General features: G+C 60.3%; 18 protein-coding genes and 1 tRNA gene. 5 read left to right on the top strand and 14 right to left on the bottom strand.

All coding sequences use genetic code 11. The annotated features are described in order from the left end of the window. Positions 1-111: 111 nt before the first annotated feature. Positions 112-573 (bottom strand): Lrp/AsnC family transcriptional regulator, encoded by a 462-nt coding sequence (locus APH36_RS13750; protein WP_016484597.1) that lies wholly within the window; start codon positions 571-573, stop codon positions 112-114. Positions 574-755: 182 nt separating this feature from the next. On the opposite strand from APH36_RS13750, the gene APH36_RS30775 reads away from it, so the two are divergent. Both APH36_RS30775 and APH36_RS13745 read left to right on the top strand, forming a co-directional pair. Then, a complete protein-coding gene (locus tag APH36_RS30775; protein WP_082426392.1) occupies positions 756-998 on the top strand; it encodes a DUF4160 domain-containing protein in 243 nt (80 codons plus the stop codon). Then, positions 995-1,534, top strand: coding sequence for a DUF2442 domain-containing protein (locus tag APH36_RS13745; RefSeq protein ID WP_060499077.1), 540 nt, complete (start codon positions 995-997; stop codon positions 1,532-1,534). The genes APH36_RS30775 and APH36_RS13745 overlap by 4 nt, the downstream gene beginning before the upstream one ends. A 72-nt stretch (positions 1,535-1,606) precedes the next feature. On the opposite strand, the gene APH36_RS13740 is transcribed toward APH36_RS13745, so the two are convergent. The 8 genes from APH36_RS13740 to rpsU form a co-directional block, all read right to left on the bottom strand. Next, on the bottom strand, positions 1,607-2,440 hold the full coding sequence (locus tag APH36_RS13740) for a hypothetical protein (protein WP_223624630.1): 834 nt from the start codon (positions 2,438-2,440) through the stop codon (positions 1,607-1,609). A 60-nt stretch (positions 2,441-2,500) separates the two neighbouring features. Beyond that, on the bottom strand, positions 2,501-4,378 hold the full coding sequence (locus tag APH36_RS13735; protein ID WP_060499076.1) for a hypothetical protein: 1,878 nt from the start codon (positions 4,376-4,378) through the stop codon (positions 2,501-2,503). 12 nt (positions 4,379-4,390) lie between these two features. Then, on the bottom strand, positions 4,391-5,947 hold the full coding sequence (locus tag APH36_RS13730; protein ID WP_060499075.1) for an OmpA family protein: 1,557 nt from the start codon (positions 5,945-5,947) through the stop codon (positions 4,391-4,393). Between the two features lie 572 nt (positions 5,948-6,519). Next, positions 6,520-6,596: transfer RNA gene (locus APH36_RS13725), tRNA-Ile, on the bottom strand. 16 nt (positions 6,597-6,612) lie between these two features. Next, a complete protein-coding gene (locus APH36_RS13720; RefSeq protein ID WP_060499074.1) occupies positions 6,613-10,356 on the bottom strand; it encodes a bifunctional diguanylate cyclase/phosphodiesterase in 3,744 nt (1,247 codons plus the stop codon). Between the two features lie 126 nt (positions 10,357-10,482). After that, positions 10,483-12,333, bottom strand: coding sequence for an RNA polymerase sigma factor RpoD (gene rpoD, locus APH36_RS13715; protein ID WP_060499073.1), 1,851 nt, complete (start codon positions 12,331-12,333; stop codon positions 10,483-10,485). A gap of 67 nt (positions 12,334-12,400) precedes the next feature. After that, the gene (gene dnaG, locus APH36_RS13710) at positions 12,401-14,383 is read right to left on the bottom strand and encodes a DNA primase (protein ID WP_060499072.1); all 1,983 of its coding nucleotides are present in this window, start codon (positions 14,381-14,383) and stop codon (positions 12,401-12,403) included. A 301-nt stretch (positions 14,384-14,684) separates the two neighbouring features. Then, on the bottom strand, positions 14,685-14,900 hold the full coding sequence (rpsU, locus tag APH36_RS13705; RefSeq protein WP_003255575.1) for a 30S ribosomal protein S21: 216 nt from the start codon (positions 14,898-14,900) through the stop codon (positions 14,685-14,687). A 204-nt stretch (positions 14,901-15,104) separates the two neighbouring features. Between rpsU and tsaD the strand changes: the two genes are divergently transcribed. Then, entirely contained in the window at positions 15,105-16,130 is a 1,026-nt protein-coding gene (gene tsaD, locus APH36_RS13700; protein WP_016715759.1) for a tRNA (adenosine(37)-N6)-threonylcarbamoyltransferase complex transferase subunit TsaD, read from the top strand. Between the two features lie 3 nt (positions 16,131-16,133). Here the strand turns inward: tsaD and plsY are convergent, their stop codons facing one another. Then, a complete protein-coding gene (gene plsY / locus APH36_RS13695) occupies positions 16,134-16,703 on the bottom strand; it encodes a glycerol-3-phosphate 1-O-acyltransferase PlsY (protein WP_016715760.1) in 570 nt (189 codons plus the stop codon). Between the two features lie 74 nt (positions 16,704-16,777). Here plsY and folB point away from each other — a divergent pair, with 74 nt between their 5' ends. Beyond that, a complete protein-coding gene (gene folB / locus APH36_RS13690; RefSeq protein WP_016715761.1) occupies positions 16,778-17,134 on the top strand; it encodes a dihydroneopterin aldolase in 357 nt (118 codons plus the stop codon). Beyond that, positions 17,125-17,634, top strand: a complete 510-nt coding sequence (gene folK, locus APH36_RS13685) for a 2-amino-4-hydroxy-6-hydroxymethyldihydropteridine diphosphokinase (RefSeq protein WP_060499071.1) — start codon at positions 17,125-17,127, stop codon at positions 17,632-17,634. The genes folB and folK overlap by 10 nt, the downstream gene beginning before the upstream one ends. A gap of 119 nt (positions 17,635-17,753) precedes the next feature. Here folK and APH36_RS13680 read toward each other — a convergent pair whose 3' ends face one another. From APH36_RS13680 to APH36_RS13665, 4 genes are all read right to left on the bottom strand, one after another. Continuing rightward, positions 17,754-18,869 carry a multifunctional CCA addition/repair protein gene (locus APH36_RS13680; protein WP_060499070.1) on the bottom strand — a complete coding sequence of 372 codons (1,116 nt, stop codon included), beginning with the start codon at positions 18,867-18,869 and terminating at the stop codon, positions 17,754-17,756. Positions 18,870-18,924: 55 nt separating this feature from the next. Continuing rightward, positions 18,925-20,493, bottom strand: coding sequence for a SpoVR family protein (locus tag APH36_RS13675; protein WP_019097138.1), 1,569 nt, complete (start codon positions 20,491-20,493; stop codon positions 18,925-18,927). Continuing rightward, complete coding sequence (locus APH36_RS13670; protein ID WP_025754030.1) at positions 20,490-21,764, bottom strand: YeaH/YhbH family protein; 1,275 nt, start codon at positions 21,762-21,764, stop codon at positions 20,490-20,492. The genes APH36_RS13675 and APH36_RS13670 overlap by 4 nt, the downstream gene beginning before the upstream one ends. A gap of 130 nt (positions 21,765-21,894) precedes the next feature. Further along, positions 21,895-23,817, bottom strand: a complete 1,923-nt coding sequence (locus APH36_RS13665; protein ID WP_060499069.1) for a PrkA family serine protein kinase — start codon at positions 23,815-23,817, stop codon at positions 21,895-21,897. Between the last annotated feature and the right edge of the window lie 112 nt (positions 23,818-23,929).

The following is a 23,929-nucleotide window of genomic DNA, read 5'->3' as shown; positions in this document are numbered from 1 at the left end:
CCACGAGGTATGTCAATCCATCGCTAGCCAGCCTATACGCATTCGAGCTACACCTAAGGCGTAGTGAGTTGCAGCGTGTTACTTAGATCGCTGTACAGTCCGAGTGCCATTTCAAAGTGGTTGCCCACGGTCCACCTTGCTGCTGAGAATGATTGACGTGGTGGTCTTCTCCACCCCGTCGACACTGCCGATCTGGTCGAGCAACTGGTCCAGTTGCTCAGGCGAATCCGTAAGCAGCCAGGCCACGTAGTCGAACTCGCCGCTCACTGCGCACAGCTGCTGGACTTGGCCCATGGCACTCAGGCGCCGCACCACTTCCTTGCCGGAGCGCGGCTGCACCTTGATACCCACATACGCCTGCAGCCCGCCACCCAGCACCCGCTGACCCAAGCGCACGCCATAACCGGAGATGACCTTGTTCTTCTCCAGCCGCTCCAGGCGCGAGTTGACGGTGGTCCGGGCGATACCCAATTGGCGGGCGAGTGTGGCGACGCTTTCGCGGGCGTTGATTTGCAGCAGGGCGATCAGCTGGCGATCGATCTCATCCAGCGTGATGGAGCGGGAATCCGACATGACGAGTCTCTTCGGTTGGCCTGCTAGCCTAGCGAGCGACTGCCAATCAGGGCAAGACCGCTTCTACAGCGACCGCGCTGGCCTGAAGAGACATGTAACCATAATAGTTACATTTTTGGGGCTGTAAGCGTGTTGCTAAACGGGAACTGTCTAGTGCAACCATTGCACTGTATGATTAGCCCATGCCCACGATCCATCGGTTGTCCAATTGCGTAGTCTGCCTGTATGCAAATGATCATCTGCCGCCGCATTTCCATCTGCGACTCAGTGATGGTCGTCAGGCACTGATCGCGATCAATGACCTGACCCCGATGGTCGGCTTCGGCGCTTCGCGGGTTTCCCTGCAAGAAATGAGTGAAGCGCTTGAATGGGCTTCGCGGAACAGGGCTCGACTGCTAGCAATGTGGGAGGAGCTGAATCCATGACCAACAAACAATTCCAGCTGACCGAGGTGGCTGCGGTCGCCCCTGGTTCATTGCTGCTGAGCTTTGCGGACGGCCAGCAATTCACCGTGGTTCTGGATGAAATCATTGGAAAGCACGCGACGTTGGCCCCGCTTGCCAATCCCAAGGTGTTCGCAAAGGTCGCAATTGGTGAGTGGAAAGATACGGTCATCTGGGCCGGTGACGAAAATCTTGAACTTGCCGCCGACAACCTTCGTGCCAGAGCTGTCGAACAGGCAGGGGAGTGTTCACATGAGTTCATCTGGAACTGGATGGCCAGGCATGGGCTGACGTTGGATCGTGCAGCTCAGGAGCTGGGGCTGAGCAGGCGTATGTTGGCCTACTATCGCAGTGGTGAAAAACCCGTACCGAAGACCGTAGCCTTGGCTATGAAAGGGTGGGAGGCACTCCGGTTGGCTGAGGCTGAGGCTGAGGCTAATAGCGTATCTCGTGGCTCGTCTGGCCAGTACGCAAACAGGTTGATTGGCCAAGGGCGTGCACGGAAGAAGCGAGCCTAAATGCTCAACTGAATGGCAAGCATGAAAAAGCCGCGCGTGAGCGCGGCTTTGTCGAATCTGGTGGTCCCTCAACTACTCGACAGCCGCCGTCAGTTCTGGATTGCCAAAACCGGCGAGACTTGCGTTCGACTCCTTGAAGTAAGTGCTCCAGAACTGCTCCAGGTTCTGAATCATCTTTCCACTGCGGTACCCGTTTTTGGCAGTGGTCGGTACGAAGGCTGCGCCATGCACGTAGACGCGCGCTCCGCTGAAATCACCCAGCAGTTTCTGCTTCTCGACCTTGGCTATTTCGACCTTCGGATCTATCTGACGGATACCGTTGGACTGATAGAAGCTTCCGAAGTCGCTGTACTCCAGCATGTCGGACATCAGCAGAATGACATGCTCGCTGACGCCTTCAGCCTTGGCCAGGTCCTCGCCCACTGCTTTCAGGCTGAACAGGATCTCACTGCGGGGAATGTCGGAGCTCGACTTGCCCATGGTGGCGGCAAAGACCTTGCCGAAGCCTTGGAACATCTGCGCAGGTTGGTGCTTGAGGCAGGACTCGAACTTACGGGTGGCCATCATCGGTACGCTACCCAATACCTTCGGGTCGATTGGTTGCTCCAGCTCGCCGGCGTAGCGCAGGCGGGTGTAGTGACCTTCAAGGTACGCGCTGAAGGAGTACAGGCGGATCTTGTCGCCTGGCTGCATGAAGCGCTTGATGTGGCCCCAGGCAGTTCGTTGCAGGTCTTGGGTCAGGGGAGTGGTCTGGTCCACGACCACGGTCAGCATCCGGCCGGACGGCGAAGTGCGGAACTCGTCGATGCGGGCTTGGGCGTAGCAGCTCGGAACGTCATTACGTTCAGCCGCCAGCAGAGCGGTAGGCGCGAGCAGCAGCGCCAGAGCCAGGCTCTTGAAATTCATGGTGCCTCCAGGGGGTGTGGGTAGAGCGGCTACGCAAGGGCGCAGCCGCTCAGTGCAGGCTTAGGCACGCTGGGTGCTTTGCTTGACCATCAGTTGCAGGCGACGAGCGCGCTTGATGGTGTCGAGATCAACACCTTTGGTGGTGGCCACGAAGGACAGGTCATCGTCGTGGAACTCAGTCAGGTCACCGAACTGGTTCGGGTCGAACCCGCCAGCAGCGGGTGCTGCAACAGGGGCTGCTGCAACAGACGCGGGTGCAGCTTGGACTACAGGCGCGGCAACTGCCGGGGCGGTTTCGACGACTGGCGCAGCGTGCACGACGGCCACAACAGGCTGGGTTTCGACTGGGACATTCACTTGAACAGCCACAGTCGGTGCAGGTGCAGGTGCGGCAGGTGCTACGAAGGTTTTCGCTACACTTCTGAAGGTGTCGCGAAGTTGGAACAATGACGGGTCATCGATCTGATTCATCCGTGGCAAGGCTACCCGAATGATTTCATCAATCCTCGCAGAGTCGTTGTTGGCAATGGCAGTGTTCAGGTCAGCAGTCGACTTCTTGATGTAGTTTTCCAATACCGCCCGGCTGTCTTTACCGAGTTGTTCAGCAATCGCTTTCTGATCAGTCCAGGCTTTGCCCGCGTCCTGCTCTTCAATGAAGCGGATGAAGGTACGGCGTACGTTGTCTTTGCGCAGCTCTTCGCGATCACCGCCTTTCACGCGGAATTGCGCCAGCTGAAGAGCCTGGAGCTTGCCGAGGGCTGATTGGGCGTCATTGGCAATGCTGCGGGCTTTGGCTTCGTGATAACGCGTGAACTCACTCGCGCTGGAGAACTTGTGCACCAACTCCCAAGCCTTGCGCGAGTAGGTACCGGCGAAGCCGAAGGTGTAGGCCAGGAAGGTGGAGGTGAACTGGATGAAAATGAACAGTGCACTCAGCACCGCAAATGTCACGAGGCTTGCGCGGTGGAGAGCATCAATCTGGTCCTGGGCAGATTTGCCAGCGGTATCGTTGGCGATGGACTGCATGTCGCCCGGCAACGGGAAGTCGTCCTCACCGCTGGCAGGGAAGTCGTCAGCTGCTTGCGAGACAGCCGGAGGGTTGGCGATCAGGTCAGCCTCTTGTGCATTGAGGGTCTCGGTACGTACCCAGAACGCAGCGACGGCCAGGATGACGATAAACACGGCATAACCGATAACGATGCCGTAACGCTTGGCCGGCATAGCGCCATCCTGTGGCACCTTCACGCGGTTCAGCATTCGCTGATATTCCGGGCGCCCGTCATCGATGTTGGTGTTATCGATGGTCACGATGTCACGGGACACCATGTCGCCATCAGCACCACCGTGACGCAGTTCCTCGTAACCCATGATCTTGCCGACGATGCTGTTGAGGTAGAGCTGACGGCCAGCAAACTCAGACAGAAAAACACCGATGATCGATATGACCAACCCGATGCCAAATGCACCTGCTACGGCAGTGTCGGGGGTTGCGAGCGTCAACGCAAAGGGTGCGAGCGCGTAGCCGAAAGCCGTGGCCTCGATCAGCATCAGTACGATGATGATCGCCCACATGCCGAAACCTTTTTCTTTGCGGTTGTCTTCTCCGATCTTGCCCAGGTAGTCCTGGCAGCGCTTGAAGTGCGCTTCCGACGGCTGGTGGTCACGGTAGTAGGTTTCGTATTTCAGGTTCAGCTGGTTTTCCGACTCGTAGAAGCCGACAGCTTCCGGGTTTTTCGGGGTCGGTTGCTCCTTCGAGCCCGGATTCTTGACCCAATGTGCCAGGCGGCCGACCCAAGGGGTGTTGATGCGCGCCTTCATCAGGGCGTAGCGCACCTCGTACCAGTTGGTGATGATCGGGATGGCCAGGAACGTCAGCAGGACGATTGGCAGGACGATGTGCCAGTAGAGGGCGAAAAACGTCTGGATGGTTTCGAGCATGGGTAATTCTCCTTAGCCGCGCTTCTTCGGTTGGAACTGCGCCACGTAGGCGTCACCCTGTTTCGGGTAGTAGATTTCGCCGGCCACCGCATTGCCTGCACGTTTGTCGAACACGATGTCCATGCAGGAAACCGGAGTGCTCTTTTGGTCGAGCGCGAAAACGCGGTAAAGCACCTGAGTCTCACCTTCGTAGGTGTTGGCGACCGACTTGAAGGGGGCAGAGTCCTTCCTGTTGGCGGTACCGACGTTCGAGGTGAACTGCATGATCGGCACCCCGGCAGCTGCACCCGTGTCACGCAGCACGGCAACGGGGCCTACTGCGGCCACGTGGCCATTGACCTTGCTCGCCCAGACTCCACCGTTGAGGCCTGGCAGGAAGTCAGTGGTCGAGTAGTCTTTCAGCGCCTTACCGGTGGCCAGGTTTTTCACCTCACCCTCGACGCGCGGCAGGTCCCCAACGCAAGAGGTGACAGGTGCATCGGCGTATGCCGAGCTGATCATGGAGAAGGTCGAGCTCTTCGGCTGAATGCGGGACGACAGCATCGAGGTGGTCGTGGTAACCGGCACACCACCGAAGTCGATACCGCCTTTACCTCCGAGTTGGACCACAACATCCTGGGCCGGGGTGGTTGGCAGTACGGGGGCCTTCTTGTTGATAACCGGAGCTTCCAGCTTGGCGGGCGTGCTCACTGGCTGCTTCGCAGCAGTAGCGACCTGAATGGGTTTGGACGGGGTGCTCGGCTTTGCGGCGACCGTCTTGGCTTTGACCTTGGACTCGACGGCGGTGCCATGAGCCAGGTACTTGGCGCTAGAACGCTCGTCACGCACGCGTTGCGCCAGAACCTGCTCGTTGTCGACTTCGACGATCTCCACTCGGCGGTTCTTCGCTCGGCCGGCATCGGTGGTGTTATCTGCCACAGGCCGTGCGGAGCCTGCCCCCTGGAAGAAGATGTCCTGTTTCGGAACGCCAATCGCAGCCATCATGTCAGCGACGGTTTGAGCGCGTTTTTCGGACAGTCTCTGGTTAAGTTCGGCACCACCCGAAGAGTCGGTGTGACCGACCACCAAGAGCTTCTTGGCGGGGACACCTGGCCGAGTTGCTGCGCGATCACGCGCGAACTCTTGTGCCATCATGCTCAGCTTGCGATAGCCCTCAGCGGTCAGGGTTGCCGAACCCGAAGAGAACATCTCGGCGACTTCGATCTGGGCTTCCACGCCGACAGACTTCTTCTGGCCGCTGGCATCAACCATTTCTACTTCCCGCACTTCGGCGGTGAGACCCTGCTCGGCAGCCACAGCCTTCAGACGATCGACACGCTGCTTGTACGCATACAGTGCAGCGCAGCCCAGCGCTCCGCCAGCGACAGCGCCTGCGGCAATCTGATTGCCGTTGCCACCAGCGGCAGCAACAACACCGCCTACGACGAGCGAGCCGAGAACCGCGCCGGCACCACAGGCGAATTTGCCGGAGCGCTCTCCCAGCGTTTTATCGATCGTTGCGCATCCACTCAACCCCACGGCAATAGCCGTAGCGAGAGCTGTGCGTTGCATTGTCTTTGTGCTCAGCATGCCCCTTCCTCTTTCTTCTGCCCAACCCGGGCGAATACCAGCGTTACCGCTGAAACTGTTGCAGCGTCGGCCGCAATTTCCTTGCATCGATAGCACCGTAACGGTGCTATCGAAAAATTCACGCGCTGGGGGCTGAAATCGAATCGACCCTGCGCGAGGCCGCTGTGCAGGGCGAGATTGAGTGCATGCGTCTTGACATGGGGGGAGATAGAAAACGACTCCATGTTCTCTGCGATGCGCCATCCAGGGCGGAATGTGGCAATTTGCTACCTTAATGTTTCCGTATCAAGATGTGAACAAGTTCAACCGGTTCTTCGGCGCTAGTTACTGCCTTTCTCCCAAAGAAGGGGTGCCAAATAACGTGGAGACATCCTCACTCTGCAGCTGGCTCACAGCCATGGCTCAGAAATACGCCCATTTCAGTCCAGGCCATCTGGCCGATGTGGTCAATCTCAACCCTCTGGCTGGGCGTGGACACACGGTGGACACATCGAAGGGTTGTGAAAGGTGAGGGAGACGGGAAATAGCAGACTGTAGAAACGACAAAGCCGCGCAGTGCGCGGCTTGTAAGCTGGTGGGCCCACACGGACTCGAACCGTGGACCAAAGGATTATGAGTCCTCTGCTCTAACCGACTGAGCTATAGGCCCTCAGTAAGTGGCCGGATTATAACGAGGGTTTCGCACCTGTGCCATCTGAAAGATCCGATAGTGCTATGCGAAGAAACGCGGCCGCAAATTCCTCTGGCGGCAGCGGCAGGCTGACGATGTAGCCCTGGATCTGCTCGCATCCTTCGGCTGCCAGAAAACGCTGCTGGGCTTGGTTTTCAACACCCTCGGCAATGATCGTCAGTTGCATGCTGCGGCCCAGGGCGATGATCGCACGGGCGATGGCCGCGTCGTGGGGGTCGTCAGGCAGGCCGCGGATGAACGACTTGTCGATCTTGAGGATGTCCAGCGGCAGGCGCTTGAGATAGCTCAGCGAGGAGTAGCCGGTGCCAAAGTCGTCGATGGCCAACTGCACGCCCAGTTTTTTCAGCTGGTACAGCACAGCCAAGGCCTCTTCTGCCTGGCTCATGATGAAGTTTTCGGTGATTTCCAACTGCAAGTCGCCGGCCTTGAGCTGGTGCTGCTTGAGCAATTGCTCGATGCGTCGGGCAAGGTTTGGGTGGCGTAGCTGGGCGCCAGCGAGGTTGATCGACAACGGGCCGAACGGTTCATAGTGTTGTTTCCAGGCCTGCATCTGCCGGCAGGCTTGCTCAAGCACCCAGTCGCCGAGCTGGAGAATGGTGCCGTTCTCTTCCGCCAGGTGGATGAAGTGCTCCGGCGGTACTTCACCAAAGGTGGGGTGGCTCCAGCGGATCAGCGCCTCGGCGCCTACCAGGCTTTGGGTCTTGAGGCTGAGCTTGGGCTGGAAGCACAGGCTCATTTCGTTGCGTTCGACGGCGCGGCGCAGCTCGTGCTCAAGGGCGATGCGCTCGCTGGCCTGAGCGGTGAGGTCGCGGGTGTAGGCTTCGACGCGGTTGCGGCCTTTGGCCTTGGAGCGGTACATGGCCGCGTCGGCGTTGCGGATCAATGTCGCGACATCAGTGCCGTCCTGTGGGTACAGGCTGATGCCGATACTGGCGCTGGTAAAGAACTCGTGCTCACCGGCCTGGAACGGCGCGACGAAGCAGGCCAGCAGTTTGTTGGCGATGGTGCTGGCGTCACTGGGCTTGTGCAGGCCCGGTAGCAGGATGATGAACTCGTCGCCGCCCAGGCGGGCCACAGTGTCGACGTCACGTACCTGTTCCTTCAGGCGCTGGGCGATGCCTTTGAGCAGCAGGTCGCCGACCGGGTGACCGAGGCTGTCGTTGATGTGCTTGAAGCGGTCGAGGTCGAGGAACAGCACCGCGCCCTGGCGGTTCGACACTTGCGCGCAGGTAAGCACGGCCTGCAGGCGGTTCTCGAACAGGGCGCGGTTGGGCAGCCCGGTCAGCGGGTCGTGGTGGGCCTGGTAGTCGAGCTTGGCCTGGGCGTGCTTGAGGCTGGAAATATCGGCAAACACGGCCACGAAATGCGTGATCTCGCGTTCGTTGTTGCGCACCGCACTGATGGTCAGCCAGCCGGGGTACAGTTCGCCGTTCTTGCGTTTGTTGTAGATCTCGCCTTGCCAGTGGCCTTCGTCGGTAAGCTGGTGCCACATGGCGGCATAAAAGGCGCTGTCGTGCTGGCCGGAAGCGAGCAGGCGCGGGGTTTGGCCCAGGGCTTCGATTTCGCTATAGCCGGTGATTTCACTAAAAGCGCGGTTGACGGCACTGATGCGTTGGTCGATGTCTGTGATCAGCACGCCTTCGGCGGTGTTTTCGAACACGGTGGCCGCCAGTTGCAGCTTTTCCTGCATCAGATGGCGTTCGGTGATGTCTCGGGCAATGGTCAGCATGCAATCGACGCCGGCAATCGGCAGGGGCCTGGCGGACAGCTCGCAGAGGCGGATCTGCCCGTCACTGCGGCGGATGTGGCAGGTGAAGTCGCGCACGAAGCCGTCACGGTTGAGCTGGTCGACGAGGCGCTTGCGCTCGTTGAGGTCGACCCAGATACCCAGGTCCAGCGAGGTTTGGTCGATGGTCGGGTTGAGGTCATAGCCGGTAAGGCGGCAGAAGCCCTCGTTCACCTCCAGCAGCAAACCGTCGCTCTGGCGCGACAGTAACAGGCCGTCGGGCGAGGCGTGAAAGGCTTTGGCGAACTTCTCTTCCGAGGTTTGCAGCTGTTCCTGGGTTTCCTTGAGCTGGCTGATATCGCGTACTGCCACCACCAGCGCCGGGGTGCCGTCGAGCTCGAAGGTTTCGGCCGAGGTCAGGCCGGTGAACAGTTGGCCGTTGCTGCGGCGGAAGCTCATTTCAAGGTTACGGATACCGCCCTGGTGCAGGCGTTCGAGCACCCGCGGGCCGCTGCCTTCGACACCCCACAGGTTGAGGTCGGTGGCGGTACGGCCAATCACCTGGCCTGGGGTCAGGCCGATCTGTTCTTCGAACGCTTCGTTCACCTCCAACAGGCAGCCATCACTGTGACGGGCGATCAGCAAAATATCGGGGCACTGCTGGAACACCGAGGCGAACTTCTGCTCGGACAGGCGCAGGGCGTCCTCGGTGCGCTTGGTTTCGCTGATGTCGATCATCAGCCCGCGCATCACCGGTTGGTGGCCGTGCTCGATCATGCTGACAATATTGCGTACCCAGAGGGGCTGGCCGTCGGCTCGGATTACCCGGTAATCCAGGCTGTGGTCGCGCCCGGCTGCAGTTTCGCTGTCGCAGTAGGCCTGGGCCCAAAGGGCGTCCTCCGGGTGCAGAATGCTGCGCCAGAAACCAGGCTTGAGCCAGTCACTCAAGGGGTAGCCGAGCAGGTCTTCGGCATGCGGCGAAACGTAGCTGTAGGTGAAGTCTTTGGCATCGGCTTCCCAGGCGATGGCCGACAGGCTTTCTATCAAACCTCGGTAGTGGTATTCGCTGCTGCGCAGTTCCTGTTCCAAGGCAATGCGCCGTGAAATTTCCGAACTGAGGCGGCGGTTGATGCGGATCACCACGGCCAGTACGGCCATCAGCAGCAGCACCGTTGGCAGGCCATACACCAGCAGGTCGGACCAGAACATCCGCTGGTCGACCACATTGCCTACCCAGCGCTGCTGTATCTGGCTGACTTCGCTGCTGCTCATGTCGGCCATCACTTTGTCGAGAATACCGACCAGTACATGGTTGCTGCGGGGGACGGCCATCGCCAGTTGGTAGCGATAGGGCGTTTCGCCGCTGACGTAGAGGCCGTCGAGCTTGAGCTGGCGCAGGCTCCAGATGCTGGATGCGAGGTCGCCGACGACAGCATCTACCTGATCGGTGGCCAAGGCCTGCAGCGTGGAGCTTACATTGGGCAGTGCGACCAGGTTGAGGTCCGGGTGGTGGGTGCGCAGCAACTCGTGCGGGGCGTAGTTCTCGACCACAGCGATTTTCAGGCCGTACAGGTCTTCCAGTTTGCGCGGCTGTGCACCGCCTTTGTGGGCAAGGATGACAATGGGAAAGTCGAGGTATGGGCGGGTGAAAGCCAGGTAGCCCTGGCGTTCAGGGGTAGACATGATGCCGGGCAGCAGGTCGATGCGGCTTTCGCGCGCCTGCGCCAGTACTTCGGTCCAGCTACTGGGTTCGACCGGTTTTAGCGTCACACCCAGACGTTGCTGGATCATGGCGATGTAATCGGCGGCCAATCCCTGGTACCGGCCCTCCTGGTCGCGAAACTCGAACGGTGGCCAAGAGGCGTCGACACCCAGGCTTAGCTGCGGATGGGCAGCCAGCCAGGCTTTTTCCTCGTCTGTCAGGGTCAGGGCGCCGGCCGTTGTGTTCCACAGCATCAGGAGCAGCAACAGAATGGCCGGCTTCAAGGACATGGCAGCCTCGCATTCAGGTGGTCTGAAGTCGAGTGTAGACGGGCATTGCGGCAGATGTGCAGTGGAAGCCGGGCTTTATGTTACGGGCCACTAAAGAAAAACCCCGGCCTGGGCCGGGGTTTGTCATCACTCGTCGAGGAAGGAGCGCAGGTGCTCGCTGCGCGTCGGGTGGCGCAGTTTGCGCAACGCCTTCGCTTCGATCTGACGGATCCGCTCACGCGTTACGTCAAACTGCTTGCCCACTTCTTCGAGGGTGTGGTCGGTGTTCATGTCGATACCGAAACGCATGCGCAGCACCTTGGCTTCGCGTGCGGTCAGGCCCGAGAGCACGTCGCGGGTGGCTTCCTTGAGGCTTTCGACCGTGGCTACGTCGATCGGGGACTGCATGGTCGAGTCCTCGATGAAGTCGCCCAGGTGCGAATCTTCGTCGTCACCGATCGGGGTTTCCATGGAGATCGGCTCTTTGGCGATCTTCAATACCTTGCGGATTTTGTCCTCAGGCATTTCCATGCGCTCGCCCAGCTCTTCCGGGGTCGGTTCACGGCCCATTTCCTGCAGCATCTGGCGGGAAATACGGTTGAGCTTGTTGATCGTTTCGATCATGTGCACCGGAATACGGATGGTGCGTGCCTGGTCGGCGATCGAACGGGTGATCGCCTGACGAATCCACCAGGTGGCGTAGGTCGAGAACTTGTAACCGCGACGGTATTCGAACTTGTCCACCGCTTTCATCAAGCCGATGTTGCCTTCCTGGATCAGGTCGAGGAACTGCAGGCCACGGTTGGTGTACTTCTTGGCGATGGAGATCACCAGACGCAGGTTCGCCTCGACCATTTCTTTCTTGGCGCGGCGGGCCTTGGCTTCACCGATCGACATGCGACGGTTGATTTCCTTGATCTCGGCAACGGTCAGGCCGGTTTCGGTCTCAAGGTCGATCAGCTTCTGCTGGCAGGCAACGATGGCGGCGTCCTTTTCACCCAGGGCGGCAGCCCACTTAGTGTTGCGCTTGGCCAGGTCACCGCTCCAGGTTTGGTCGGTTTCGTTGCTTGGGAACATGCGCAGGAAGTCGGCACGCGGCATGCGGGCGTCACGCACGCACAGCTGCATGATGGCGCGTTCTTGCTGACGCAGGCGGTTCAGGGCATCACGTACACGCTCTACCAGTACCTCGAACTGCTTCGGTACCAGCTTGATCGGCATGAACAGATCGGCCAGGGCCTGCAGGGCCTCGACGCTTTCCTTGTGGGTACGACCGTTTTTCTTCAGGACCTTGGTGGTCGCCTGAAGCTGCTCGGATACCGCACCGAAGCGCTGGGCTGCAACAACCGGGTCCGGGCCGCTTTCGGCCTCTTCCTCGTCGTCACCGCCTTCGGACTCTTCTTCGTCGTCGTCGGACTCTTCTTTCGCAGCGGCGGCCTTGGTGCCAGGAATCGGCACTTCTTCGGTCGGCGCAGCGATGTTGTCGTCAGGGTCGATGTAACCGCTGAGAACGTCCGACAGACGGCCACCCTCGGTGGTGACGCGGTCATATTCGCCGAGAATGTAGTCGACAGTGCCCGGGAAGTGGGCGATGGCGCCCATGACTTCACGGATGCCTTCCTCGATACGCTTGGCGATTTCGATTTCGCCTTCGCGGGTCAGCAGCTCGACGGTACCCATTTCGCGCATGTACATGCGCACCGGGTCGGTCGTGCGGCCGATATCGGTTTCAACTGCCGCCAACGCAGCAGCGGCTTCTTCGGCCGCGGCTTCGTCGGTGTCGGCTTCCGCCAACAGAAGGGCATCCGCATCCGGAGCACTCTCGAATACGTTGATCCCCATGTCGTTGATCATGCGGATGATGTCTTCCACCTGTTCCGGATCTGAAATATCCTCAGGCAGGTGGTCGTTGACCTCCGCGTAAGTCAGGTAGCCCTGCTCACGACCGCGGGTGATCAACTCTTTGATACGAGACTGCTGTTGCGCTTTTCCGGACATAACACCCTATCCACTGAAGGTCTTGGCGGGCAAAAAACAAGCCGAGGATTATACCCGAGCATGGGCCTCACGCGCCAGATGAGGTCGGCGTTTGTGCGGGAACATTCCGGCTCAGCAGGGCGAGGAGCTGGGTTTTTTCCTCGCTGGTCAATTCGCTTTGACGTGATTTCCTGAGCAGTTGTTCCAGGCTGCGCTCGCGTTGGCGGGCGGACAAGCTAGTTATAGTGTCGAAAAACTGTTGTTCAAGGTTGTCGGCCACGATCAGCCATTCCTTTTCTGCCAGCGCTCGCAGCAGGCGGCCCTGTTCGGTGCCGTGCCAACGTGCGATCAACTGCATTGAGCTTAGCCCAGGATTTTTCTGCGCGGCTTCGATCAGTGCCACCAGCAGTTGGCTGTACAGATGTTCTTCGTCGGCAAAATGGCTGGCGTCTTCCACCTTGCCGGCCAGCAGCGGGTGGTGCAGCAGGGTGCGCAAGGCCGCCAGGGTGGGGGGTTCGACCGGGGCCGGTACGCGTGGTGGCGCTTCGTCGCGTTGCTGCCAGGGCTTGCCGCCTTTACGGTTCTTGTCCCAGGGTTTGTCGCTCCATTGCTTCTTGCCGCCGCCCTTGTTCGGCTTCCACTCCTGTTCCTGATGAACAGGGGCGTAGTCGTGCTGCGGCATGTCGCCGAAGTCGGGGGTGTAGCTGGCCATGGCGTCGTAGTCGTAGCCAGGGTCGTAATCCGGCACGCTGTTGGCCGCGGGTGCGTGTTGCGTCAGTTGCTCGACCTGCTGCGGATCGAGGCCGGTGATTTCCTTCAGGCGGTTGCGCATCAACTGGCGCAGGTTGGCGCCAGGGATCTTTTCGATCAACGGTGCGGCCAGGGTCGCCATGTGTGCCTTGCCTTCCAGTGAGCGAGGGTCGGCTTCGACACTCAGCTGCTCGAAGAAGTAGTCGGCCAGTGGCTGGGCATGCTGGTTGATGCGGGCCATGAAGGCATCGGTGCCTTCGGCGCGCACCAGGCTATCCGGGTCTTCGCCTTCAGGCAGGAACAGGAAACGCGCGCGGCGGCCGTCCTGCAGGTTCGACAGGGTCGACTCCAGCGCACGCCAGGCGGCCTTGCGCCCGGCCTGGTCGCCGTCGAAGCAGAACAGCACGCTGGGCACCACGCGGAACAGCCGCTTGAGGTGCTCCTCGCTGGTGGCGGTGCCCAGGGTGGCCACGGCATTGCGCAAGCCTTGCTGGGCCAGGGCGATGACGTCCATGTAGCCCTCGACGACGATGATTTCGTCGAGGTTGCGGTTGTGCTTGCGCGCCTCGTACAGCCCGTACAGTTCCTGGCCCTTGTGGAACACCGGGGTTTCCGGGGAGTTCAGGTACTTGGGTTTGTCGTCGCCGAGCACCCGGCCGCCGAAGGCGATGATGCGCCCACGGCTGTCGCGGATCGGGAACATCACCCGGTCGCGGAAGCGGTCGTAACGCTTGCCGCTTTCGGCGTTCTCGATCAGCAGGCCGGCGTCGATCATCACTTTCTGCTGCAGGGTGTCGGCACCCAGGTGCTTGAGCAGGTTGTCCCAGCCTGGCGGGGCAAAGCCCAGGCCGAAGTCGCGGGCAATTTCCCCGGACAGGCCGCGCCCTTTGAGGTAATCCACCGCCGCCTTGCGGGTCGGGTGGCTGCGCAGGGCCTGGCGGTAGAACTCCGAGGCGGCATCCAGTAGCGGGTACAGTGGCGAGTCGGTAGGCTGGCGCGGCTTGTGGTCGCGGCGGCCCTGTTCGCGGGGCACTTCCATACCGGCGGCGCGGGCCAGTTCCTCGACGGCCTGGGGGAAGTCCAGGTTGTCGTGGTCCATGACGAAGCCCAGGGCGTTGCCGCCGGCGCCGCAGCCGAAGCAGTAGTAGAACTGCTTGTCGGGGCTGACCGTGAAGGAGGGGGTTTTCTCCTTGTGGAACGGGCAGCAGGCGGAGTAGTTCTTGCCGGTTTTTTTCAGCTGGACGCGCGAACTCACCACGTCGACGATGTCGAGGCGGTTGATCAGGTCGTCAATGAAGCTCTGGGGAATCAGCCCGGCCATGGCAGTCTCGTCATCTGGCAACTGGCAAGTCTAATCGCTCACGCGCCGAATGGGGCGAGTGTTGCTTGGGGAAGTGCGAGGGAGTGTGCTCGTCGCCGGCCCTTGAGGGCCCGTCAGTCGGACGTGCACGTCTGGTCATACAACAAGGAGGACCAGCTCTGACGTTTCAGGCAGGTTGCCCATGTGCAGTTCGCATGACGCTTGTGCAGGGCCTTGAGCTAGCTGCTCAAGTTTGAAGCGACCACTGCCATCGCCCGGCGGTTAGCCGGGCAGGGCAGAAGCTTTGCGTTGAACGCCTGTATTAGTACAGACGAACGGCGCGGCGCTGTTCGCGCTGAACTTTCTTGGCGTGACGCTTAACAGCGGCAGCTGCTTTGCGCTTACGCTCTGCGGTCGGCTTCTCGTAAAACTCGCGGCTACGAACTTCAGCCAGTACACCGGCTTTTTCGCAGGAGCGCTTGAAACGACGCAGAGCTACGTCGAAGGGTTCGTTCTCTTTAACTTTGACGGCTGGCATCCAGGGCTACCTTAATTCATTACCGGGGTAGACGTGCTCCTGGCAAAACAAAGGTGTGCTGGAGAACGTCGGTTTTCAAGGGTTGCGGATGTTAACCCTTAGCAAGCCGGAATGCAAAGCCTCTGATCGAAAACCGCTGGTCGGCATCCGACACGGGGACTATCATGCGCGGCTTCGAATTCAGCCCCCACAAGGGACGAACCCATGCTAGTACTGGGATTGGAAACATCCTGCGACGAAACTGGTGTCGCATTATACGACAGTGAACGCGGTTTGTTGGCCGATGCACTGTTCAGCCAGATCGACCTGCACCGCGTGTTTGGCGGTGTGGTGCCCGAGCTTGCCTCGCGTGACCACGTCAAGCGCATGCTGCCGCTCATCCGCCAGGTGCTGGACGAGGCCGGCTGCGTCGCCACCGAGATCGACGCCATCGCCTACACCGCAGGCCCTGGCCTGGTCGGTGCACTGCTGGTGGGTGCCTCCTGCGCCCAGGCACTGGCCTTTGCCTGGGACATTCCGGCAATTGGCGTACACCACATGGAAGGCCACTTGCTGGCGCCCATGCTGGAAGAAAACCCACCGGAGTTTCCGTTCGTCGCTTTGTTGGTTTCCGGCGGGCATACCCAGTTGGTTCGGGTCGATGGCATCGGCCAGTACGAACTGCTGGGCGAGAGCCTGGATGACGCTGCCGGTGAAGCGTTCGACAAGACCGCCAAGCTGATCGGCCTCAACTACCCCGGTGGCCCGGAAATCGCGCGCCTTGCTGAAAAGGGTGTGCCTGGGCGTTTCGTGTTCCCACGGCCGATGACTGATCGCCCGGGCCTGGAGTTCAGCTTCAGTGGCTTGAAAACCTTCGCCCTCAACACCTGGCAGCAATGCAAGGATGCTGGTGACGACGGTGAGCAAACCCGTTGCGACGTGTCCCTGGCATTCCAGCAGGCGGTGGTGGAGACGTTGACCATCAAATGCAAGCGGGCGCTCAAGCAGGCCGGCCTCAAGCGCCTGGTCATCGCCGGTGGCGTGAGTGCCAACAAGGCGTTGCGGGCGTCCCTCGAGGACATGCTCGGCAGCATCAAGGGCAACGTGTACTACGCGCGGCCGCAGTTTTGTACCGACAATGGCGCGATGATCGCTTACGCCGGCTGCCAGCGCCTGTTGGCCGGGCAGCAGCAGGACCTGGCCATCAGCGTGCAGGCACGCTGGCCGATGGAGCAGTTGCCACCGCTGTAGGTTTTAGAAGTGCCGTTCGCGCCCGGCAAACAGGTCGCGCAGGTTGCTGCGGTGGCGCCACACGATCATCACCGTCAGCACGGTGATCGGTAGCAGGGCTTCCGGCTCGCGCCAGGCCAGCAATGGCAAGGTCAGTGGCGTGGCAATCAGTGCCGCCAGCGAGCTGGTACGGGTAAGGTAGAACGTCAGTAGCCAGGCGCCAATGGCCAGCAGCGCGGCCGGGAAGTACAGGCCCATGAGCATGCCGGCGGCGGTGGCTACGCCTTTGCCGCCCCGAAAGCAGAAATACAGCGGGAACAGGTGGCCCAGCACTGCGCACACGCCTACCCAGGCTTGCGCGTGCAGGTCCAGCCCGGCAAAGCGGGCAAGCAATACCGGCAAAAGGCCCTTGCACAGGTCGCCAAGCAGGGTCAGGATCGCCAGTTTACGGCCTGCCAGGCGTAGCATGTTGGTGGCGCCGGCATTGCCTGAGCCGCTGGAACGCGGGTCCGGGCTGCCCGAAAGGCGGCTGAGGACAATGGCGAAGGACAGCGAGCCGAGCAGGTAGGCGAGTAACGCCAGTAACCAAAACATGCTAACTATTCCGGGCGAGGACGCCCTGATTCTAACGGCGCCAGTCGCCCTTGTCGTGCTGTGGAGAGAAGTGCTTGGACAGAGTGTTCATCGAAGGCCTGGAAGTCGATACCGTCATCGGTGCCTATGACTGGGAGCGGGATATTCGCCAGTGCTTGCGCCTGGACCTGAGCTTCGCCTGGGACAACCGCCCGGCGGCGGCGGGTGACGACCTGAGCCTGGCGCTGGACTATGCCAGCGTGTCGGCGCGTGTCCAGGCGTTTGCCGAGCAGGCGCGCTTCGAGTTGGTGGAAACCTTTGCCGAGCGCCTGGTGGCCACCTTGATGGAAGAGTTCCAGATCCCGTGGGTGCGGTTGAAGCTGACCAAGCCGGGAGCGGTGCCGGCGGCCCGTGGTGGTGTTGGCGTGGAGATCGAGCGCGGATGTCTCTGAGCACGGTTTACCTGGGACTGGGTAGCAACATCGACCGCGAAGCGCATTTGTGCGCCGGGCTTGATGCCCTGGCCGGCATCCTGACCGACATGCGCTGCTCACCGGCGTTCGAAAGCCAGGCGGTGGGGATCAAGAGCGGGCCGTTCATCAACTTCGTGGTGACCGGGCAAACCGAGCTGCCGCTGATTGAACTGGACCGTCGGCTGAAGTTCATCGAGGCCGACAACGGCCGCTATGCGCCGGACCGCAAAGGGTTGCCGCTGGATATCGACGTGCTGATGTATGACGAATTGCACGGTACGTTCGATGGGCTGGTGCTGCCCAGGGCCGAGATCCTGAAGAACGCGTTTGTGCTGTGGCCATTGTCGTTGCTGGCACCTGAGCTGGTGCATCCGGGGGCGGGCAAGACCATGGCGCAGTTGTGGCAGGAGGCGCAGATTGATCAGGTGTTGGCGCCGGTCGCCTTTGAATGGCGTGGGTTGCAGTTGACTCCAGCATAAGCCTGTACCGGCCCTTTCGCGGCTAAAGCCGCTCCTACAGAGATCGCGGGATGCCGAGCAAACGCGGTCCCTGTAGGAGCGGCTTTAGCCCGAAAGGGCCAGTACAGACAGCCAAAAAATCACCCTTCTGCAACACCGATGTAGGCTTCAATCGCCTTCAATCGCTCAGCCTTGAGTGCTTCGCCCAGTGCCTGGCCCGTCAGCCCGGCCTGCACCAGGGGCTTCACATCCACCGCCCGTACCGCCGCCGCTGCGCCACGCAGATACGCTGCCTGTGGATAACCCTCCTTGCCATCACCCAGCGCCACCATCTCGCACGCCGCAATAAAATCCTCGAACCGCTGCGGCCGCCGATATACGTCGAACTTCTGCAACAGCTCCAGCAGTACCGCCGCAGGTAACGCCAGCGCCTGATTGCCCTGCGTCAGACATTCCCCTGTCAGCAGCGCCAGCTCCTGGCATTCCCGAGGCGCCTTGAGGCGCTGGTTGACGGCTTTGATCGAGGCCGGTGCCAAGCCGCTCAGCAGGCATGCCCAGCGTACGTGCAAGGGCTGCTCGTGCACCGCCGCTTGCTCCAGGGCTGCCAATGCCCGTGAGTTGTCTGCAAGCTCAGGCAGCAGCGCTTGCAGTGCATCGCAAGCACGCAGCACCTGGAAGAACACCTGCGGCTGCGCTTCCATCAATGCCCGCTCGATTTCCTTCCAGCTACGCTCGGCTGTCAGTGCTTGCAGCTCCCCCGAAGCACTGATCTGGCGCATCAGCTCCAGAGTCTCTTCGGCAACCCGGAAACCCAGTGGTGCATAGCGGGCAGCAAACCGCGCAACGCGCAGCACGCGTAAAGGATCTTCTGCGAATGCCGGGGAAACGTGGCGTAACAGGCGCTGATCGAGATCGGCCTTGCCATGGTAGGGGTCGTACACCGTGCCCGCCTCATCCTCGGCCATCGCATTGATGGTGAGGTCGCGGCGGATCAGGTCTTCTTCCAGGGTCACGTCAGGGCTGGCGTGAAAGGTGAAACCACCATAGCCGCGCCCGCTCTTGCGCTCGGTGCGCGCCAGTGCGTATTCCTCGCCGGTTTTCGGGTGCAGGAACACCGGGAAATCAGCGCCGACCGGCCGATAGCCGTTGGCGAGCATTTCTTCGACGGTGGCGCCCACCACCAGCCAGTCGATATCGCTGACCGGGCGGCCGAGCAGGCGGTCGCGCACGGCGCCGCCGACTTTGTAGATGTGCATGTGCAGCTCTCCATAACTGCCGACAGAATACCCTGTCGGCAGTTATGGCGTTGCACTAGAGGTGGTGGATGACTGCCAGGTCCATGCGGCCGTAGTCCGCGCTTTCGCCGTGCTCGCCACGCGGCGGCATGTGATGGGTCTTCATCACCTGCTCACCTTGCACGGTTTCCAGGTGGATATCGAAGCCCCACAGGCGGTGCAGGTGCTTGAGCACTTCATCGGTCGAGTCGCCCAGCGGTTTGCGGTTGTGCTGCTGGTGGCGCAGGGTCAGCGAGCGGTCGCCACGGCGGTCGACGCTCCAGATCTGCACGTTCGGTTCGCGGTTGCCCAGGTTGTACTGCGCTGCCAACTGCTCACGAATCACCCGGTACCCCGCTTCGTCGTGAATGGCGGGCACCAGCAGGTCGTCGCGCTGGTCGTCATCGAGGATGCTGAACAGCTTGAGGTCGCGCATCACTTTAGGCGACAGATACTGCAGGATGAAGCTTTCGTCCTTGAAACTGCTCATGGCGAACTTGATGGTAGAAAGCCAGTCGCTGCCGGCAATGTCGGGGAACCAGCGGCGATCTTCCTCGGTTGGGTTCTCGCACATGCGGCGGATGTCGGTGTACATAGCAAAGCCCAGTGCATACGGGTTGATGCCGCTGTAGTACGGGCTGTCGAAGCCGGGCTGAAACACCACGCTGGTGTGCGACTGCAAGAACTCCATCATGAAGCCTTCGGTAATCAACCCCTCGTCGTACAGGTCGTTCATCAGGGTGTAGTGCCAGAACGTCGCCCAGCCTTCGTTCATCACCTGGGTCTGGCGCTGCGGGTAGAAGTACTGGGCAATCTTGCGCACGATGCGCACCACTTCACGTTGCCAGGGCTCCAGCAGCGGGGCGTTTTTCTCGATGAAATACAGGATGTTTTCCTGAGGTTCGGCGGGGAAGCGCCCGTCATCGCGGTCGTTACCCTTTTCGGCGCTTTTCGGAATGGTGCGCCACAGGTCATTGATCTGGCGCTGCAGGTGCTCCTCGCGCTCCTGTTGCCGGCGCCGTTCTTCCTCGGCGGAAATAGGGTAGGGCCGCTTGTAGCGGTCCACACCGTAGTTCATCAGGGCATGGCAGGAGTCGATCAGGTCTTCCACGGCATCAATGCCATGACGCTCTTCGCACTGGGCGATGTACTGCTTGGCGAACACCAGGTAGTCGATGATCGAACTGGCGTCGGTCCAGGTGCGGAACAGGTAATTGCCCTTGAAGAAACTGTTATGGCCGTAGCAGGCGTGGGCGATCACCAGTGCCTGCATGCACATGGTGTTTTCTTCCATCAGGTAGGCGATGCACGGGTCGGAGTTGATCACGATTTCGTAGGCCAGGCCCATCTGGCCTCGGCTGTACGACTTTTCCGTGCTGAGGAACTGCTTCCCGTAGGACCAGTGGTGGTAGCCCAGCGGCATGCCGACCGAGGCGTAGGCGTCCATCATCTGCTCGGCCGTGATCACCTCGATCTGGTTGGGGTAGGTGTCCAGGGCGTAACGCTCGGCCAGGCGGCTGATTTCCCGATCGTAGGTCTGGATCAGCTCGAACGTCCACTCGGACCCGGTGGAAATGGGTTGGCGTCTCTGTGCTCTGGCGGTCATGTGGCTAACCTGCGCTGGAAGAGTTCACGGAAGACCGGGTAGATGTCGCCGGCCGATACCAGCTGCTGCTGAGCGAACGTGTCGGGGTAGGCTTCACCGATGCGTTCGTATTCATACCACAGCGCCTGGTGCTCACGGGGGGTGATCTCGACGTAAGTGTAGTACTGCACATGCGGCATGATCTGCTTGGAGAGGATCTCGCGGCAGATGGGCGAGTCGTCGTTCCAGTTATCGCCATCAGAGGCCTGCGCGGCATAGATGTTCCAGTCGCTGGCCGGGTAGCGTTCGGCCATGATCTCCTGCATCAGCTTGAGTGCACTGGAAACGATGGTGCCGCCCGTTTCCCGTGAGTAGAAGAACTCCTCCTCGTCGACTTCCCGGGCGCTGGTGTGGTGGCGGATGAACACCACTTCGATGCGGTCGTAGTTACGCTTGAGGAACAGGTACAACAGGATGAAGAAGCGCTTGGCGATGTCCTTGGTGGCCTGGGTCATCGAGCCGGACACGTCCATCAGGCAGAACATCACCGCCTTCGAGCTGGGGTTGGGCTGCTTGACCAGCAGGTTGTACTTGAGGTCGAAGGTGTCGAGGAAGGGCAGGCGGTTGATGCGCGCCTTCAAGCGTTCGATTTCCTGTTCGACTTCCTGGATATCGGTGAAATTGTCCGGTTCTTCGACCCGCAGGCGGGCAAGTTCCTTTTGTGCTTCGCGCAGCAGCGCACGGCTGCTTCCGGTCAGGGCGATGCGCCTGGCATGGGCCGAGCGCAGGGTACGCACGATATTGATGCGCGACGGGTTACCTTCATTGGCGATGCCGGCGCGCACGGTCTTGAAGGTATCGGCGCCTGTCAGGTGGCGCTTGACCAGGTTGGGCAGTTCGAGGTCTTCGAACATGAATTCGAGAAACTCTTCCTGAGTGATCTGGAAGACGAATTCATCCATGCCTTCGCCGGAATTACCGGCCTTGCCACGGCCACCGCCGCCACCCCCGCCGCCTTGCGGCCTTGGGATGTGTTCACCTGCAGTGAATTCCTTGTTGCCAGGGTGCACGATGGTCTGTTTGCCCCCGCGACCATGGTGCAGCACCGGTTCGTCGATGTCGCGACCGGGAATGCTGATCTGCTCGCCATGTTCCATGTCCATGATGGAACGGCGGCTCACCGCCTCTTCGACGGCCTTCTTGATGTGTTCGCGGTACCGCCGCAAAAAGCGCTGGCGGTTGACCGTGCTCTTGTTCTTGCCGTTCAGGCGTCGGTCGATAACGTAGCTCATGGTCCCTCCGGTAGCTGGGAACAGCTGCACGCTTCAAGCTACGAGCTGCTGCACGTCATGGCAGCAAAGCAGCTGCCGCCGCCCAAGGCCGGCATGGCAGCCTTGGGCGCACGGTGTATAGCTTGTCGCTTTATTGCGATTTCCTGACCCGCAGGTACCATTCCGACAGCAGGCGCACCTGTTTGTCGGTGTATCCACGCTCCACCATCCGGGTGACGAAGTCGTTGTGTTTCTTCTGGTCCTCTTTGCTGGCCTTGGCGTTGAAGCTGATGACGGGCAGCAGGTCTTCGGTGTTGGAGAACATTTTCTTCTCGATCACGACCCGCAGTTTTTCATAGCTCAGCCAGCTTGGATTTTTGCCGTTGTTGTTGGCGCGTGCGCGCAGTACGAAGTTGACGATCTCGTTACGGAAGTCTTTCGGGTTGCTGATGCCGGCCGGTTTCTCGATCTTTTCCAGCTCCTCGTTGAGGGCGATGCGGTTGAGGATTTCGCCGGTTTCCGGGTCGCGGTATTCCTGGTCCTGGATCCAGAAGTCGGCGTACAGCACATAGCGGTCGAAGATGTTCTGGCCGTATTCGCTGTAGGACTCCAGGTAGGCCGTCTGGATTTCCTTGCCGATGAACTCGATGTAGCGTGGTGCCAGGTATTCCTTCAGGTAGCGCAGATAGCGTTCGCGCACTTCCGCCGGGAACTGTTCCTGTTCTATCTGCTGTTCCAGCACGTACAGCAAGTGCACCGGGTTGGCGGCAATCTCGTGTGGGTCGAAGTTGAACACCTTGGACAGGATCTTGAAGGCGAAGCGGGTCGAAAGGCCGTTCATGCCTTCATCAACGCCAGCGGAGTCCCGGTATTCCTGGATCGACTTGGCCTTGGGATCGGTATCCTTGAGGTTTTCCCCGTCGTAAACGCGCATCTTCGAGTAGATATTGGAGTTTTCCGGCTCTTTGAGGCGGGAAAGCACCGTGAACTGAGCCAGCATCTTGAGCGTGTCTGGCGCGCAATGGGCCTTGGACAGCGAGCTGTTGACCAGCAGCTTGTCGTAGATCTTGATCTCATCGCTGACGCGCAGGCAGTACGGCACCTTCACGATGTAGATCCGGTCGATGAACGCTTCGTTGTTCTTGTTGTTGCGGAAGGTGTGCCACTCCGATTCGTTGGAGTGCGCCAGCAGGATACCGGTATAGGGAATCGCCCCAAGGCCTTCGGTACTGTTGTAGTTGCCTTCCTGTGTGGCAGTGAGCAAGGGGTGCAGAACCTTGATAGGCGCCTTGAACATTTCGACGAATTCCATCAGGCCCTGGTTGGCCCGGCACAGCGCGCCCGAGTAGCTGTAAGCGTCGGCGTCGTTCTGTGGGTACTCTTCAAGCTTGCGGATATCGACCTTGCCGACCAGGGCCGAGATGTCCTGGTTGTTCTCGTCGCCGGGCTCGGTCTTGGCAATGGCGACCTGGTTGAGAATCGACGGGTAGAGTTTCACTACCTTGAACTTGGAGATATCGCCGCCAAACTCCTGCAGGCGTTTGGTGGCCCATGGTGACATGATGGTGTTCAGGTAGCGCCGTGGGATGCCGAACTCTTCCTCGAGAATGGCCCCATCTTCGGTGGCATTGAACAAACCCAAGGGTGACTCGAACACCGGCGAACCCTTGATCGCGTAGAACGGCACCTTTTCCATCAGCTGCTTGAGTTTTTCGGCCAGCGACGACTTGCCGCCGCCCACCGGGCCCAGCAGATAGAGGATCTGTTTCTTCTCTTCCAGGCCTTGGGCAGCGTGGCGGAAGTACGAAACGATCTGGTCGATGCACTCTTCCATGCCATGGAAGTCGGCAAAGGCCGGATAGCGGCGAATTACCTTGTTGGAAAAGATGCGCGACAGCCTGGAGTTGGTAGAGGTGTCGATCAGCTCTGGCTCACCGATGGCCAGCAACAGCCGTTCGGCCGCCGATGCGTAGGCACTGCGATCCTCTTTGCACAGCTCGAGGTACTCCTGCAGCGAGAGTTCTTCCTGGCGCGTAGACTCGAAACGTTGTTGGAAGTGGCTAAAAATACTCATGACGTCACCTCGCTCGATACGTGGAGACGACGCCGGATCAGTCAGCTGATGCTGGCATGCAACCGGGTTCGCCGATTGCTGTATACCCCCCAGAACACCCTGTAACGCTACC

It is taken from the genome of Pseudomonas sp. NBRC 111133 (genome assembly GCF_001320605.1).
Lineage (GTDB): Bacteria > Pseudomonadota > Gammaproteobacteria > Pseudomonadales > Pseudomonadaceae > Aquipseudomonas > Aquipseudomonas monteilii.
Note: the sequence above shows the minus strand (reverse complement) of the source record. Positions and strands in the feature narration are given on the sequence as shown.

Excerpts from the sequence above, each read along its gene's own strand:
- APH36_RS13750 (WP_016484597.1), bottom strand. The coding sequence starts at position 573 with ATGTCGGATTCCCGCTCCATCACGCTGGATGAGATCGATCGCCAGCTG.
- APH36_RS30775 (WP_082426392.1), top strand. The coding sequence starts at position 756 with ATGCCCACGATCCATCGGTTGTCCAATTGCGTAGTCTGCCTGTATGCA.
- APH36_RS13745 (WP_060499077.1), top strand. The coding sequence starts at position 995 with ATGACCAACAAACAATTCCAGCTGACCGAGGTGGCTGCGGTCGCCCCT.
- APH36_RS13740 (WP_223624630.1), bottom strand. The coding sequence starts at position 2,440 with ATGAATTTCAAGAGCCTGGCTCTGGCGCTGCTGCTCGCGCCTACCGCT.
- APH36_RS13735 (WP_060499076.1), bottom strand. The coding sequence starts at position 4,378 with ATGCTCGAAACCATCCAGACGTTTTTCGCCCTCTACTGGCACATCGTC.
- APH36_RS13730 (WP_060499075.1), bottom strand. The coding sequence starts at position 5,947 with ATGCTGAGCACAAAGACAATGCAACGCACAGCTCTCGCTACGGCTATT.
- APH36_RS13720 (WP_060499074.1), bottom strand. The coding sequence starts at position 10,356 with ATGTCCTTGAAGCCGGCCATTCTGTTGCTGCTCCTGATGCTGTGGAAC.
- rpoD (WP_060499073.1), bottom strand. The coding sequence starts at position 12,333 with ATGTCCGGAAAAGCGCAACAGCAGTCTCGTATCAAAGAGTTGATCACC.
- dnaG (WP_060499072.1), bottom strand. The coding sequence starts at position 14,383 with ATGGCCGGGCTGATTCCCCAGAGCTTCATTGACGACCTGATCAACCGC.
- rpsU (WP_003255575.1), bottom strand. The coding sequence starts at position 14,900 with ATGCCAGCCGTCAAAGTTAAAGAGAACGAACCCTTCGACGTAGCTCTG.
- tsaD (WP_016715759.1), top strand. The coding sequence starts at position 15,105 with ATGCTAGTACTGGGATTGGAAACATCCTGCGACGAAACTGGTGTCGCA.
- plsY (WP_016715760.1), bottom strand. The coding sequence starts at position 16,703 with ATGTTTTGGTTACTGGCGTTACTCGCCTACCTGCTCGGCTCGCTGTCC.
- folK (WP_060499071.1), top strand. The coding sequence starts at position 17,125 with ATGTCTCTGAGCACGGTTTACCTGGGACTGGGTAGCAACATCGACCGC.
- APH36_RS13680 (WP_060499070.1), bottom strand. The coding sequence starts at position 18,869 with ATGCACATCTACAAAGTCGGCGGCGCCGTGCGCGACCGCCTGCTCGGC.
- APH36_RS13675 (WP_019097138.1), bottom strand. The coding sequence starts at position 20,493 with ATGACCGCCAGAGCACAGAGACGCCAACCCATTTCCACCGGGTCCGAG.
- APH36_RS13670 (WP_025754030.1), bottom strand. The coding sequence starts at position 21,764 with ATGAGCTACGTTATCGACCGACGCCTGAACGGCAAGAACAAGAGCACG.
- APH36_RS13665 (WP_060499069.1), bottom strand. The coding sequence starts at position 23,817 with ATGAGTATTTTTAGCCACTTCCAACAACGTTTCGAGTCTACGCGCCAG.